This is a genomic window from Nocardia sp. NPDC004278 (genome assembly GCF_053602975.1).
In genome coordinates, this window is sequence record NZ_JBSGEQ010000007.1 from 126,755 (window position 1) to 140,231 (window position 13,477).

Genomic DNA, 13,477 nt, shown 5'->3' on the forward strand with positions numbered 1-13,477 from the left:
ATCGCAACCCCGGCGAAGCCGAATCTTGTTGCTGCAGTTGGTGACTCGGGAGCGGGGGTAGTCCCCGACCGCTTCAGAGCCGGAGACAGCTAACCACGGTGGCTCGCGCACCATGTCGAGACGCTGGTGTCGGTGCGGAGTTAGCCGAGATCGGCGCAAAACTAGTTCAGTACCTTCAGCAATTCCTGGGCCAGCGGCTCGGCGGACGCGGGGTTCTGGCCGGTGTACAGGTTGCGATCCACGACCGTGTAAGGCTTCCAGATCTCGCCGCGGGTGAAGCGGACGCCAAGGGTGACCAGTTCGTCCTCCAGCAACCACCGGGCTTTGGCGGCCAATCCGACGGCCTCCTCTTCGTCATTGGTGAAGCCGGTGACCTGGTAACCGGCGAAGGGGGAAATGCCTCTCCAGCGAGTGGCCAGCAGTGCGGCCGGCCCGTGGCAGACGACGGCCAGGGGCCGGCCGGAGGAAAGGGCCGCGGTCAGCAGCCGGCCCGAATCGGCATCGTTGCACAGGTCCTCCATCGGACCGTGGCCACCGGGGTAGTAGACGGCCGCGTAGTCCTCCAGCCGAGCGTTCGCCAGCTCGATCGGCCGCCGCAACTCCTCGGCAGACCGCAGGATTTCCTCCTCCGCCAGGGCAATCTGTTCACCGCCGGCCATCGAGGGACGCAGACTCATCGCGTCGACGTACGGCACTACGCCGCCGGGCGTGGCCACCACAACCTCATGGTCGGCTCCGGTGAGCGCGGTATACGGGGCCGTGAATTCTTCGGCCCAATAGCCAGTCGGATGCCGGGTGCCGTCCTCGAGCGTCCAGAAACTTGCGCCGGTCATTACGAAGAGGATCTTGGCCATGGAATCGCCTCTCTGTCATGGTGGGACCGGTATGCCTGAACTGCGTAAATGCCACTCTAAGCGGGTTTGCCCGCCGCGGGCTTCACTCGAAGACGATGACCTGGCGTCCGACGATGTCACCGCGACCGAGGGCTTGCAGGTTCTCGTTGATGTCTTCGAGCTCGACCTTGGTGACGTTGTGTTTGATGAGGCCGGCTTCGGCGAGCGAGAGCACCTCGACGAGGTCCAAGTGGTTGCCCCAGAAGGAACCCAGGTAGGACAGTTCCGTGCCGACGAAGGGGAACTGGCGGTGCTCGACGCGGTGGCTCATGAGGCCGACAGCTGCCAGTGCGCCCTCGGGACCCAGCAGGTCGAACCCCATTGAGATAGACGCCTCGCTGCCGACGCAGTCCAGGATGGCGTCGATTGTTCTCCGGCCGGTCAGCCTCTCCAGTTCGTCCTGGATTGCCTCGGTGGATTTGTCCCTGACGTTGATCCCGTGGTCCGCGCCGTTGTCCTTGGCTATGTTGAGTTTGCTATCCGTGCGCGCGAGTGCCAGCACGGTCGCGCCGGCACCGAGCAGCTTCGCGTATTGGACCGCGTAGCTCCCGAGCCCTCCGATGCCCGTCACTGCGACGGTCCGGCCGGGGCCGAGCTTGCCCGCGTCCCGGAGCTTCCTCATCCCTCGGTACGGGGTCATGCCCGCGTCGGTCATCGGGGCGAGGAGTTCAGGTGCTTTCGCGGCGTCCGCGGAGACCGGGATTGCATGGCGGTACTCCACGGCCATGTACTCGGCGAAGCCGCCTGGCGGGCCGAAACCCACCCACCGGCCGTTGCCGCTGCACAGCTGTTCGTTGCCTTCGCGACACTGCCGACATGTGCCATCTCCCCAGCTGGGATTCACCACGACCATGTCACCTTCCGAGTAGCCCACCTGTGTAGGCACGGCGGTGCCGAGTCCCGCCACTCGGCCGGTGATCTCATGGCCGGGGATGTAGGGGAACTCCACGGGGAACGGGCCCTTGAAGTAGCCGTCGAGGAGTTGGTAGTCGCTTCGGCACATGCCCGCCGCGGCGACCTTCAGGAGAATTTCGTCCGGCCCGGGCTCGGGCACCGGAACCTCTTCGATCCGAAGCGGTTCCTGGTACCCGTACATGCGGGCTGCCCGCATCTGCATCACGTGTGCCTCGCTTTCGCTGACAGGCAAGAAAGCGACTCAGACCATGCAGCGTGCCGGGATCGGGTTCTGAAGTCGGCCGCTGCTTCCGACCATCATCTTCGCATTTCTGGAGCTGACCTGGAAGGTATGGCTCCCGATAATGAGTGCGCCGCTTTGCTGCGGGGGAGGGCGGCAGGCCGGTTTGCATCCTCCGGCTTCCTGATCTCGGGGGCGAGTGTGCACCGGATCCAGCGGCCACCAGAATCTTTCGAACGGTTACCGATTCGGGCGGATACCTGCGGGTGAGCGCATCACACTTGGGCCATGCCGCCGTCGACGAAGAGTTCTACGCCGGTGACGAAGCTCGATGCGTCGCTGGACAGGAACACCGCGGCCTGCCCGATCTCACGCGGATCGGCGATCCGGCCGGTGGGATTTCCTGCCCCCATCTGCCGGACCGCCGCATCGACTTCGTCCGGCGTGCGCACCATTGCCATTGCGCTGCGCAATGATTCGGTGTCGACGGCGCCGGGGCTGAGGATGTTCATGCGAACGCCGGAACCCTTCACATCCTGAATCCACGCCCGCACGAAGCATCGGATCGCGGCTTTGGCGCCGCCGTACATGCTCATGCCCTGGGGCGGCTCGATGGTTGCGGTCGAACCGATGATGACGACGGCGCCGCCGTCGGGAAGCAGGCGCAGCGCGGGCTGAACCGTGAACAGAACACCCTTGGCGTTGACGTTGAACGTCCGGTCGAACTGTTCCTCGGTGATCTCGCCCAGTGGGGCATGAGCGCCGATACCGGCATTCGCCACGACGACATCGAGCCGCCCGTGCAGCGACTCGATCTCCCGATAGACGGCTTCCATGTCGGCCAACCGGGCTACGTTCGCGACGATGCCGGTGCAGTTGCCGCCGATCTTGGTCGCGGCGTCGTCGATCGCCTTCTGCTCGAGGTCGGTAATGACCACCGTAGCGCCCTGGGCGATGAATTCCTGGGCGATGCCCAGCCCGACGCCGGAGGCGCCGCCGGTGATAACGGCGACTTTCCCTTCGAGTGCGAGAGTCATTGTGTCTCCTCAGATATCAGTTTCAGCAGTTCCGCACCGATGGGCGCGGCCGGTGCGGGCGGTGCCGTATCGTGTAAGTGGAGACGCCGCCACTTACACGATAAGCGGAGCCGTCCCCACTTAGCAAGAGGTCGAGCGAAGGAAGCCGATAATGCCCAGAGCCGATGGCCGCCCACTGCGGGCGGATGCCCAGCGAAACCGCGACAAGATCCTGTCTGCGGCCGTGCGTGTGTTCGCCGAGGACGGCCTCGACGCCCATCTCGATCGGATTGCAAAAGAGGCCGGGGTGGGCTCCGGCACGCTGTACCGAAACTTCCCGACACGCGAAGTGCTGATCGAGGCCGCATACCGGAACGAACTGGCCAAGCTGTGTGACGCGGCGCCGCAACTGCTCGAGTCGATGCCACCGGAGCTAGCGCTGCGCGCCTGGATGGGACGCTTCATCGATTACGCCACCGCCAAACTCGGGATGGCTGACGCGCTGCGGGCCCTCGTTGAGTCCGGTGTCGATCCGTATGTCCGCAGCAAGGACATGATGCTCGACGCGCTGACCTCCTTGCTCGAGGCCGGTTCGCGGGCGGGCGCGATTCGCTCCGATATCGGCGCGACCGACATGTTCGCGGCACTCACGGGAATCGCGCTCGCGTCCGGAAAGGTCGAGCAGCGCCAGCAGGCCGAGCGGCTGCTGGATCTGACCTTCGACGGACTGCGCGCATCTCGTCACTGACCGGGGCTGCGACCTCGACACACGGTGACGTCGCGGACCTGTTCCGGTTCAGTTCTTGATGAACTCGAGCAGGTCGGCGGTGAGTTGCCGCATGTGGGTCAGGTACAGGCCGTGGGGCGCGTTCTCGTAGACCTTCAGGCGACTGTCGGGGATCAGGCTCGCGGTCAGCTCGCCGCACAGCTGCAGTGGGTTGAATTCGTCTGCCGCGCCGTGGATCACCAGGGCGGGCACGTCGATGCGAGGCAGGTCTGCGCGGTGGTCGGTCTCGCTCACCGCGTGGCTGAGATCCAGCATCTGGCCGTCGGTTCGTCGTCGACCTGTTCGGACGGTGGGCGCGATCCGGGCTATTGGTTTCCGTCGGTGGGGGACGGGTGCGGGCTGCCGCACAGGATTCGGACGGCTTCGGCGTTGATTGCCTCCCGCAGTTGAGCATTCGGGACGCTGTCGAGCCCGGCGGCGTTGCGCAGGAAGGGCTCGAACAGTTGCCAGCCGAGTACGAATGCTGCGGCGTGTGCGACGGAGAGGGCGGCGTCGAGGTCATCGGCTCGATGTGAGCGGGCATGGTCGATCAGGGCCGTGATGACCGGAAATCGCCGCTGCATCTGTCCGACCGGATAGCCGTCCAGAATGCAGCGTGCCAGGACGACCCAGTGTCGGCGCAGTCGTGGATCGTCCGGCGACAGCGCGCCGCTGTCGGCGAACTCGGCCGTCTCGGCGGAGAGGTGGTCGAGTACGGCCGTCACCAGCTTGTCCTTGGCGCCGAAGTGTCGGAAGACCAGTCCATGGTTCACCCCCGCCCGCTCGGCGATGTCCCGGATCGACGTCGCGGCCGGGCCGCGTTCGGCGAACAGGTCCGCGGCGTGGGTGAGCACCGCGGACACGACGGCGTCGCGACCGAGTGGGTTGTTGGCGTCGGAAGACGTCCTTGCACCCTCTGTAGTCATGTGACTACAGTAGCTCATACCAGCTGTAGTCGATTGACTACAGCCTCGCTTTCTCCGAGAAAGAAGGTCGCCATGTCCGTAATCGCCGATAAGGACCCGGCCGCTGGCTTCACGCCCCGCACCGTTCAGCTCCCCGGATACCCGGTCTGGTCCGGCCCCTTCACGCATATCGCCGCCGAGCGTGACCGGCTCGCCCAGCTGAACTGGCAGCATTTCGACGCCCGGCAGGTCGGCGCGACCCTCGGCGCGGAGATCTCCGGGGTGGATCTGACCACCGAATTGCCGAATGCGGTGATCGTCGAACTGCGGCAGGCGCTGTGCGAGTACAAGGTGCTGTTCTTCCGCGACCAGGCGCTCGCCCCGCAACGGCACGTGGCCTTCGCCCGACGGTTCGGCACACTCGAGGTTCACCCGTTCATCCCCTCCAACACCGACCAGCCAGAACTTGTGCGATTCGAAAAGAGCGCCCAGGTCGGCGGTTTCGAGAACGCCTGGCACCACGACGTCACCTGGCGCGAGCAGCCATCGATGGGCGCGGTCCTGCATGCGATTTCGGTGCCCCCGATCGGCGGGGACACGCTGTTCGCCGACATGTACGCCGCCTACGACGCCATCGACGGGGAAACCCGGGCGCGAATCGAAAACCTCGACGCCGTCCACGATTTCACTCGCGCGTTCGGGCACATGCTCAACGATGAGCAGCGGGAGAAGATGCGCGCCGAGCATCCGGCGGTGGCCCACCCGCTGGTGTGCACGCACGCCGTCACCGGCCGCAAGCACCTCTACGTCAACCGGGTCTTCGCCGACCGCATCCACGGCCTGGACCTCGACGAGGGCCGTGAGCTGATCGACCGGTTGTGCCGAAAGGCCGATGCTCCCGAGCATCAGGTTCGGCTGCAGTGGGAGCCCGACACCGTCGCGTTCTGGGACAACCGCGCCGTCCAGCACTACGCCGCCAGCGACTACTGGCCCCAGGTGCGCATCATGGAACGCGCCTCCATCGTCGGCCCCCGTCCCGCCCGCTGACCCGAATGACACTCGACGACAGCCGGTCCGGGACCTCGCACGACTCGGCGCGAGTGCGGTCAGCCGCCAGGGTGCTCGGGCAGGCCGTCATCGCGCATGGCGGCGTTCGGCACCTCGTCGACGCCGTCACGCCGGTCGCGGTATTCCTGGTCGGATATCAACTGTTCGGGACCGGTCCGTCGGTCGCAGCCACATTGACCGCGGCGGCCCTGCTCGCCGGATGGCGGCTGCGGCGCGGTGATTCAACGAAGGTTGTTGTGGCCGCCCTAGCTGCCGTCACCGTCTATTCGGCGCTGGTGCTGTTCACCGGTGAGGGCCGTGCCTTCTTCCTACCCGAGATCGTCGGCTGCGCGGTCTCGACCGTCGCCTTCGGCGCCACCCTGATCCGGGGCCGTCCGTTGAGTCTGCTTGTGTGTCAACGCATCCGGATCGAACCCGCCGAAGTCGATCAGACCCGGATCCGCAAGCACCGGCGCCTGACCGCGGCTTGGGCCGTGATGTGGGCGCTCCATGTGCTGATACTCCTGCCGCTGTATGCCGCCGATCAGATCGCGGCCCTGGCGGCGGGGACCATACTGCTCGGCAAACCCTCGGTACTTATCGCCGTTGCCGCCTCATGGTTGTGGGTTCGCAAGCGATAACCGACGGCAGGTAATCGGCATTTATCGACACGCTGGAGCCAAGGGACGATAGCTTTCAACTAAGTCCCTTCGGGCACCGTGTCCTGCGTCAACCCAGCTACCGCGATTACCCCGCATGAAAGGCCTCGCCATGACCCGTTCCTCTGCTGACCTCATGCGACGCAACCTGCTGGACGTCTTCAACGAACCCGATCCGGCTCGCCGGGCCGCAGCTATCGCCGAGACCTATGCCGAAGATGTGGTGTGGCACGAACCGGACCGAATTGTGCACGGGCGCAAGGACCTCGAACGCCGCGCCGAAGAGGTGCGTGCGGAAAACCCGGACTGGGTCTTCCGACCTGCAGGCCCGGCCTCGGAACTCGACGACATCGGCCACCTCGGCTTCCAATACGGCCCGGTCGACCAACCGCCGGTGGTCAGCGGCATGGACATCGCTCGTACCAAAGACGGCGTCATTGTCGAGCTCTACACCATCGTCACCCAGATCCGTCAGCCGTCCTAGCCCGGTTCTCGACGGCTTCACGGGCCAGGAGAAGGCAGCTGACCACGAGTACCCAGGCGGGGAATACCAGCTCCACCCATTTGCTCATCTCGCTGACGATGAGCAGTGTCAGGGCTACCAAATAGCTGAGGATGGCGAGCCAGCGGGGCATCAGCCTGGTCTTCAACCAAATCGTCGCGAGCGAGATCATGAATACGGCGGCCATGCGAAGCGCATAGGTTTGGCTCGCCGAAACCAGGACATGCCTGCCGAAGTTGATCACCTCGGAGCGGGCGGTCGGGTCGGTTACGTCGGTGTTGCTCGCCACCAAGCCCGCGGCGACCGCGGTGGCGACGAACATCATCGCCAGAAATAGCAGCCCGCTGCCGAGGAATATGGATAGGAAGAATCGGTCTTCGTAGCGTCCGAATCCGTCGCGCACGACGCCGATGAACCATAGAAAGCTGATTCCGGCGAAGGGCATCAGCACCGTTGCCATCGTGATCGCACTTTGCTGGCTCTTCAGCCAATGCGTTGAATCTTCGAGGCCTGCAGGCATTTTGATGCGGATCAGGATAATCGTCGTGCCGAACAACACCGCGAAGGCGATTCCGGACAGCGCGGCGGCTCGCGGCGTCGACAAATGGCGCGGTTGCGGCGCCGAGTTGGTGTTCTGCGGCGGGTTCGACATGAGGTGATCCTGTCAAACCCGGGCGCCCGTGGCCGGGATTCGGAGTTTCTCGAAATTATCTCGGATGTCCAGTACGGCGGAGATAGCCGAATCTTTGCGGCGCTATCGGCTCGCTGCGTACCATGCTGGATGTCCCGCTTACTGCGACGGTAAAGGCAGGTGACGCCATGCCAGCGACCGATAAGGACTGGAGTAGACCGGCGGCGATGGCCATCCCCAGGGAGGGCTATTTCGAGCTGGAGCGGGGTCGGTACGGACCGATTTATCCACGGACGCCAGCCTGCTACGGATTCTCGATCATCGCAAAGGTGAAACCGGGTCGAGAAGAGGCGGTTCGCGCGTACGGCAAGCAGATCGAAGAGGCGGTAGCGGGCAGTCCGGATGTGCTGGCACCACTGCGGTTGCATTATCTGCGGTGGGTGCTGTTCGATGTCGGCTCGGGGCTGCATTTCCAGTATCAAGGCATCTTCGACACCGATTTCGACAAGTACACCGAGGACGCCGTCGCGCTCTTCAGTCAGACCGGTATCACGACAGTTTTCACCAATCTCGAAGGGTTCCCGGAGGATTGGCAGGAAAACCCGGCTGCCTTCGTGAAATTCGTTCGAGAGCACCAGTTTCCGAGCTTCCTCGAATACGGCGAGTACCCCTATGTCACCGCCGACGAGATCAAAAAGGCGCTGCGGCTAAAGGCGGCGTTCTCCGACATGCTCGATCAGATGCAGTAGATCGTCCGGGCCGATGCTCGAACTCGACGATATTCAGCACATCCTGCTGACCCGCACCCCGGCGATGACCGGGCGCTACGAGTTCCTGTCCTTCGACGATCCCGCCGGGGGCCGGGCCTGGCTGACCGAGCTGCTGGAACGGGTGCAGTCGGCCGCGGACGTGCGCGCCACGATGGACAGCTCCGAGCGCTGGATCACGCTGGCCTTCACCTGGCGCGGGCTGCGGGCGCTAGGGGTGTCGCAGGAGGCGCTTGCCACCTTCCCCGCCGAGTTCCGTGAAGGCATGGCCGCGCGCGCTGACATTCTGGGCGATACGGGTGCCAATCACCCCGATAACTGGGTGGGTGGGCTGGCCGGTGCTGACCTGCACGCCATCGCGATCCTGTTCGCTCGCACCGATGCCGAACACCAGAGGTGCACCGCCGAGCACCACAAGCTGGTGGCCCGCAGCCCGGGCGTGCGCGTGTTGTCCTTCTTGGATTTGAATGCGACGCCGCCATTCAACTACGCCCACGACCACTTCGGTTTCCGAGACCGGTTGTCCCAGCCCGTGATCGAGGGATCCGGTGAAGAACCGACGCCGGGGTCGGGCGGACCGCTGAAACCCGGCGAATTCATCCTCGGCTATCCGGATGAGGAGGGGCCGGTTCACCGGTTGCCGCAGCCGGAGGTGTTGTCCCGCAACGGGAGTTATATGGCCTATCGGCGGCTGCAAGAACACGTCGGTGCATTTCGGAGCTATCTGCGCGAGCACGCCGACACCCCGGACGGGCAGCAGCTGCTCGCCGCGAAGCTCATGGGCCGTTGGCCTAGCGGCGCGCCCTTGACGCTGGCTCCCGACCACGACGATCCGGAGCTCGGCGCGGATCCCATGCGGAACAACGACTTCAACTACGAACAGATGGATCCGCACGGCTACGCGATACCGCTCGGCTCGCACGTGCGACGGCTCAACCCGCGAGATACCGCACCGAATATGAACCGCCGCAGGATGATTCGCCGCGGCGCCACCTACGGTCCGGCGCTGCCGGAGGACGCACCCGATGACGGGGCGGATCGAGGCATCGCCGCGTTCATCATCTGCGCCAGCCTGGTCCGCCAGTTCGAGTTCGCCCAAAACGTCTGGATCAATGACAAGGCATTCCACGAACTCGGCAATGAACGCGACCCCATCTGCGGCACCCAGGACGGCACCCTGGAGTTCACAATCCCCAAGCGGCCCATCCGCAAGGTGCTCACGGGACTACCGGCATTTACCACGCTCAAGGGCGGCGCGTACTTCTTCCTGCCGGGTGTTCGCGCACTGCGATACCTGGCCTCGCTCGACAGTTGAGAGGTGACAGCATGAGCACCCTGCCGCGGGCACGCACTTACAACCAGGACCACATTCCGCGCAAGCACGACGGGCGGCGGCGGATGAGCATCTATTGGACGTGGAGCTATCCGTGGGAGGCCCAACGCGATCCCGCCGAAATGTACAACCGCTTCTCCACGATGACCGAGGTCCGCAATGTCACGTGGCCGAGTTACGAGACCGTCGAGTACGACGCGGCGCACTTCCTGCAGGGCATCGCGGGCACATTGGAGCTCTTCCATCGTTCGACGCTGGCGTTCCAGCGACTGGCGGGGGAGGCCACGGGACATCCCGTCGCGGTGTTCCAGCGCATCGACCAGGCCGGTTACACCTTGCCGATCGACGAGCGGATCCTCGCCGATACCGACACGCTCATGGTGTTCGGACTCGACCACGTCCTGTCCGAGCAGCAGGCCACACCCGAGGAGTGCGCCGCGATCCGGGAGTGGCTGCAACGCGAAGGCACCTGCCTGCTGCTGGCGCCGCACCACGACGTCGGCTTCACCGACGACTTCACACAGCGACAAATCGAATACGAGCATCACGGCGACCCGCTGGTACCCCGCCAACAGCGATTCGGCCAGTACACCCGCTCACTGATGAAGGCGCTCGATGTGCCGGTGCACAACAAATGGGGCCTGCGCCCCGCGGTCGTCGACGGCACCGATGAGATCGCCCCCCTGACCGGATTCCGAGATCTGGACGCGCTCCACCTACTGGACAACGTCACCACCCTCAACTTCCACCCCCACCTGCCGCACTACGAACTCACCGCCCCGGAGAGCGACTCCCTACGAGTCCTCGGCCGCCAGCGCGTAGCCCCCGATCGCCCCCACCCCTTCACCGCCGCAGGCAACACAGAATTCAACACCCTGATCTGGATGCCCCCCACGACCCCCCGCGCAGGCGACATCATTCTCCTCGACTCCACCAACTTCACCACCCTCTTCGGCGGCACCGACAGCCTCGAAAACCTCTGGCACAACCTAGCCACCATGCAATAACCGGATTACCCAGCGGCACTGGGGGTTAGCTCTCGGTTGCGGCGCTCGCCGTCGGCCAGGTTTCAGGACTTTCGCTGCTTGCTGGGGGATGGCATCGGGTCCATTCGGCCCACTCGCCGAGTGCGTCGGTCAGGCGGATGCCTGCTTCGGCGGCGATGCGGATCGATTGGGTCTGTGGGCCGGTGCGGTAATCGCCGCGGTCCTTGGCTGCGGCGATTTCGCGGTAGTAGTCGGCGAGGCTGCGATAGTACGTGGCCTCCCGGTCGAGATATTCGGCGAGTTTGTCGGGATCCATCAGCCAGAAGACCGATCGCGGCCCGATGACCTGGTGCGCAACTCGGCCGCGGGTCAGGTAGTGCCGATTCGCCATCGGCACGGCTGCGCGGCCGAGTTGCTCGGCGGTGCCGTCGGCGATGACGGCACCGGCCGCATGGTTACACCAATTCGGGTGCGCGCAGGTGGGCGAGTGCCAATTCGAACTCGCCGATGTCGGTCACCTGCATGCCGGCTTGCCCAGCGATTCGGTCCCGCATGGCGGTCGCCTGGTCGCGGTTGCGTTCCATCGCATCGGCGTTGTCGAAGGTGACAGACGAAACGCCCCGCCCGGACGCCCGGTCGACCAGCAGACTGGCGCTGCAGAACCCCTCGAGGCCTTCCATTGCGGGTAGGGCTTGGGACTTGTAGGTGTCGATCGCCGAGTCGGCCCGAGCCGGGTCCATCTTGCTCCAGACCACGCGGGCGCATGCGCCCTCGCGTGAGCGGTGGTCCCGATGCAAGGCGGCAATCTCCCACTGTTCGATCAGTGCGCCGCCGCGGAATGTCTCAGCGGCACGATCCCGAATCGAGCGAACGCGCTCCGCGCTATTGCGCATCGCGTCCTCGGTTTCCCATGCGGTCGTCGCGATGCACCGGCCGGACTTCCGGTCGACCAGTAGCGACAGCCCGATACAGCCGGGTATGTCTTCCAGAGCCGGCATTGTTACGTCGCGAACGTGCGCAATCCCGGCATCGATAGCGGAGGGTTGCGCCTGAATAGTGGTAGAACGTGCGTACACGATCCACCCCCTCGGGGTGTTCAGGGCAGCGCCCCGATGGCGCCACCGGTAAGTTCACACTGCTCCGCCATTCCCGCAATGGCAATAGCGGATGGCCTCCCAGCACACTCTCCGCAACTTGCCGCGATCGACGGCCAGATGCGATCGTGACGGCTCTGGCTCCTTACGTCTGATCCCGCGCATCCTCCACCGACCGGAACCACGGTCGGTGGACGATGCGCAGGTCGAAGGTCTGTGCCCGCGCTCCGCGCACGCGAAAGCCGCAGCGAATAAGCCTATTTCGTGGCTGCCGCCAGCTCGATCAGGCGGGCGCGGATGATGTCGGGGCGCTCGTCGGCGACGAAATGTCCACAGCCGGTGACGGGTTCGAAGGTGTAGTCGTCGGCATTGGCGGTATCGGCGGCGGCGAGGGATGGGTGGACGGCGACGTCCTCGACGCCGAAGACCGCGCGGATCGGGATGGTGATGCGGCGGCGTTCCGGATTGCGTGCGGCATTGGGGACTTCGCGCAGCCAGAAGGTTCGGTAGGTGTCGGTGGCGGAGCGGGCGCAGACCGGATCGCGGAAGCGGTCGGCGAAGATGCGCACCGCCTCGCGGTCGAAGGCGCCGTGGTCGGTGATCGCGGCGCCGATGAGTCGTTCGAGGAACTTGGTGCGCTGTTGTAACGGCACACCCACGGTGGCGACCAGGGGTTGATAGGTGAGGAAGCGCCAGAGGTGGCGCAATACCGTCGGTACCGGAACCCATGGATGCGCCATATTCAGCACGAGGTAGCCGTCGAAGCGCTCGGGTTCGCGCAGCACCATGCGATATCCGACGTAACCGCCCCAGTCGTGGCCGACCAGCAGCACGCGGCCCAGGCCGAGCGCATCGAGGAGTGCGAGCACATCGGAGGCGACATCCTCCTTCGCCCACCGATGTGGTGCGGGGCCGGACCAGCCATAGCCCGGCAGATCGGGCGCGATGATCCGGAGCCCATCGGGTGGGTCGGCGAGCAGGTGCCGGTAGGCGTAATGGTGCTCCGGCCAGCCGTGCAAGAGCACGACCGGCCGACCGTCGACCGGTCCGGCCTCGGTGACGTGGAATCGGACATCGCGGGCGGTGATGAACGACCGGCGCACACCGGGGATGACTGGCGGTTCGGAGACAGCGGTACCGTCGGTAACGGGCATATGGTCACCATAGTTCGCCCGGGGTCTGCCGAACACCTTCCGCGGGCGGATCCGAACGACCTGCTGTGGGCGGACAGCGAACCGTACGCGCCGCTGGACCACGATCAGCCGGAGGATCACACTGGAGGTGTGTTCCAGCGGATCGTGGTGGGATACGACGACTCGCCCGGCGCCCGCGAGGCTCTGCGACTGGCGCTCGAGTTGGCCGCCGAGCATAGATCCGCGCTCACCGTCGTCGCCGTCGAGGAACATCGGCCGCTGTATCGGCCGGTGATCGGTGAGATCGAGGAGGAGCGCTCGGTCGAGGAGGAGGCCAGCCGCCGCTGGCTGGCCGCGGCCGCCGCGACGGCAGCCGAACGCGGCATTGCCATCGAAGCCGAGATCCGCGCCGGACACTCCGCCCGTGAACTCGCCATCGCCGCAACGCATCACGTGGCGGATCTGCTCGTCCTGGGCCGCAGCGGCCATTCGGCGATCTGGGGTCGCTTCATCGGAACGACCGCCGAGAAGGCCGCCCGACACGCCGATTGCTCTGTGCTGATCGCTCAGACCGGGCATGCGCCGAAGTGAGTCGCTGCACGGCGCGCGG

17 protein-coding genes are annotated in these 13,477 nt (G+C 65.3%); 8 read left to right on the plus strand and 9 right to left on the minus strand.

Features of this window, described 5'->3' with window-relative positions; genetic code table 11:
• Positions 1–161 precede the first annotated feature (161 nt).
• The 3 genes from ACWEO2_RS13315 to ACWEO2_RS13325 all read right to left on the minus strand — a co-directional run bounded on the left by ACWEO2_RS13315 (position 162) and on the right by ACWEO2_RS13325 (position 3,065).
• Entirely contained in the window at positions 162–854 is a 693-nt protein-coding gene (locus ACWEO2_RS13315) for a type 1 glutamine amidotransferase domain-containing protein (protein ID WP_452405529.1), read from the minus strand.
• 82 nt (positions 855–936) lie between these two features.
• A complete protein-coding gene (locus tag ACWEO2_RS13320) occupies positions 937–2,010 on the minus strand; it encodes an NAD(P)-dependent alcohol dehydrogenase (RefSeq protein ID WP_452405694.1) in 1,074 nt (357 codons plus the stop codon).
• A gap of 293 nt (positions 2,011–2,303) precedes the next feature.
• Positions 2,304–3,065: an SDR family NAD(P)-dependent oxidoreductase gene (locus tag ACWEO2_RS13325; protein WP_452405530.1), complete on the minus strand. Its 762-nt coding sequence runs from the start codon at positions 3,063–3,065 to the stop codon at positions 2,304–2,306.
• 151 nt (positions 3,066–3,216) lie between these two features.
• On the opposite strand from ACWEO2_RS13325, the gene ACWEO2_RS13330 reads away from it, so the two are divergent.
• The gene (locus ACWEO2_RS13330; protein WP_452405531.1) at positions 3,217–3,792 is read left to right on the plus strand and encodes a TetR/AcrR family transcriptional regulator; all 576 of its coding nucleotides are present in this window, start codon (positions 3,217–3,219) and stop codon (positions 3,790–3,792) included.
• Between the two features lie 48 nt (positions 3,793–3,840).
• On the opposite strand, the gene ACWEO2_RS13335 is transcribed toward ACWEO2_RS13330, so the two are convergent.
• Together ACWEO2_RS13335 and ACWEO2_RS13340 are read right to left on the minus strand one after the other, a co-directional pair.
• Positions 3,841–4,086, minus strand: a complete 246-nt coding sequence (locus ACWEO2_RS13335; protein WP_452405532.1) for an alpha/beta fold hydrolase — start codon at positions 4,084–4,086, stop codon at positions 3,841–3,843.
• A gap of 50 nt (positions 4,087–4,136) precedes the next feature.
• The gene (locus ACWEO2_RS13340; RefSeq protein ID WP_452405533.1) at positions 4,137–4,736 is read right to left on the minus strand and encodes a TetR/AcrR family transcriptional regulator; all 600 of its coding nucleotides are present in this window, start codon (positions 4,734–4,736) and stop codon (positions 4,137–4,139) included.
• A 72-nt stretch (positions 4,737–4,808) separates the two neighbouring features.
• Between ACWEO2_RS13340 and ACWEO2_RS13345 the strand changes: the two genes are divergently transcribed.
• The 3 genes from ACWEO2_RS13345 to ACWEO2_RS13355 all read left to right on the plus strand — a co-directional run bounded on the left by ACWEO2_RS13345 (position 4,809) and on the right by ACWEO2_RS13355 (position 6,905).
• Positions 4,809–5,762, plus strand: coding sequence for a TauD/TfdA dioxygenase family protein (locus ACWEO2_RS13345; RefSeq protein ID WP_452405534.1), 954 nt, complete (start codon positions 4,809–4,811; stop codon positions 5,760–5,762).
• A gap of 5 nt (positions 5,763–5,767) precedes the next feature.
• Positions 5,768–6,403, plus strand: coding sequence for a DUF3159 domain-containing protein (locus tag ACWEO2_RS13350; protein WP_452405535.1), 636 nt, complete (start codon positions 5,768–5,770; stop codon positions 6,401–6,403).
• Between the two features lie 154 nt (positions 6,404–6,557).
• Positions 6,558–6,905 carry a nuclear transport factor 2 family protein gene (locus ACWEO2_RS13355; RefSeq protein WP_452405536.1) on the plus strand — a complete coding sequence of 116 codons (348 nt, stop codon included), beginning with the start codon at positions 6,558–6,560 and terminating at the stop codon, positions 6,903–6,905.
• Here ACWEO2_RS13355 and ACWEO2_RS13360 read toward each other — a convergent pair.
• Entirely contained in the window at positions 6,880–7,575 is a 696-nt protein-coding gene (locus tag ACWEO2_RS13360) for a hypothetical protein (protein ID WP_452405537.1), read from the minus strand. The two genes, ACWEO2_RS13355 and ACWEO2_RS13360, sit on opposite strands and share 26 nt — an antisense overlap.
• A gap of 167 nt (positions 7,576–7,742) precedes the next feature.
• Here ACWEO2_RS13360 and ACWEO2_RS13365 point away from each other — a divergent pair, with 167 nt between their 5' ends.
• Genes ACWEO2_RS13365 through ACWEO2_RS13375 form a run of 3 tightly spaced genes read left to right on the plus strand, consistent with a single transcriptional unit; the run spans position 7,743 to position 10,661 of the window.
• Positions 7,743–8,303 (plus strand): hypothetical protein, encoded by a 561-nt coding sequence (locus tag ACWEO2_RS13365; protein WP_452405538.1) that lies wholly within the window; start codon positions 7,743–7,745, stop codon positions 8,301–8,303.
• Positions 8,304–8,316: 13 nt separating this feature from the next.
• Positions 8,317–9,636 (plus strand): Dyp-type peroxidase, encoded by a 1,320-nt coding sequence (locus ACWEO2_RS13370; protein ID WP_452405539.1) that lies wholly within the window; start codon positions 8,317–8,319, stop codon positions 9,634–9,636.
• Between the two features lie 11 nt (positions 9,637–9,647).
• On the plus strand, positions 9,648–10,661 hold the full coding sequence (locus tag ACWEO2_RS13375) for a hypothetical protein (RefSeq protein WP_452405540.1): 1,014 nt from the start codon (positions 9,648–9,650) through the stop codon (positions 10,659–10,661).
• 25 nt (positions 10,662–10,686) lie between these two features.
• Here the strand turns inward: ACWEO2_RS13375 and ACWEO2_RS13380 are convergent, their stop codons facing one another.
• From ACWEO2_RS13380 to ACWEO2_RS13390, 3 genes are all read right to left on the minus strand, one after another.
• Positions 10,687–11,031 (minus strand): hypothetical protein, encoded by a 345-nt coding sequence (locus tag ACWEO2_RS13380; protein ID WP_452405541.1) that lies wholly within the window; start codon positions 11,029–11,031, stop codon positions 10,687–10,689.
• 64 nt (positions 11,032–11,095) lie between these two features.
• Complete coding sequence (locus tag ACWEO2_RS13385; protein ID WP_452405542.1) at positions 11,096–11,716, minus strand: antibiotic biosynthesis monooxygenase; 621 nt, start codon at positions 11,714–11,716, stop codon at positions 11,096–11,098.
• Positions 11,717–11,991: 275 nt separating this feature from the next.
• Positions 11,992–12,888 (minus strand): alpha/beta fold hydrolase, encoded by an 897-nt coding sequence (locus ACWEO2_RS13390; protein WP_452405543.1) that lies wholly within the window; start codon positions 12,886–12,888, stop codon positions 11,992–11,994.
• Here ACWEO2_RS13390 and ACWEO2_RS13395 point away from each other — a divergent pair, their 5' ends adjacent.
• Positions 12,889–13,458 (plus strand): universal stress protein, encoded by a 570-nt coding sequence (locus ACWEO2_RS13395; protein ID WP_452405544.1) that lies wholly within the window; start codon positions 12,889–12,891, stop codon positions 13,456–13,458.
• The last annotated feature ends 19 nt before the right edge of the window (positions 13,459–13,477 follow it).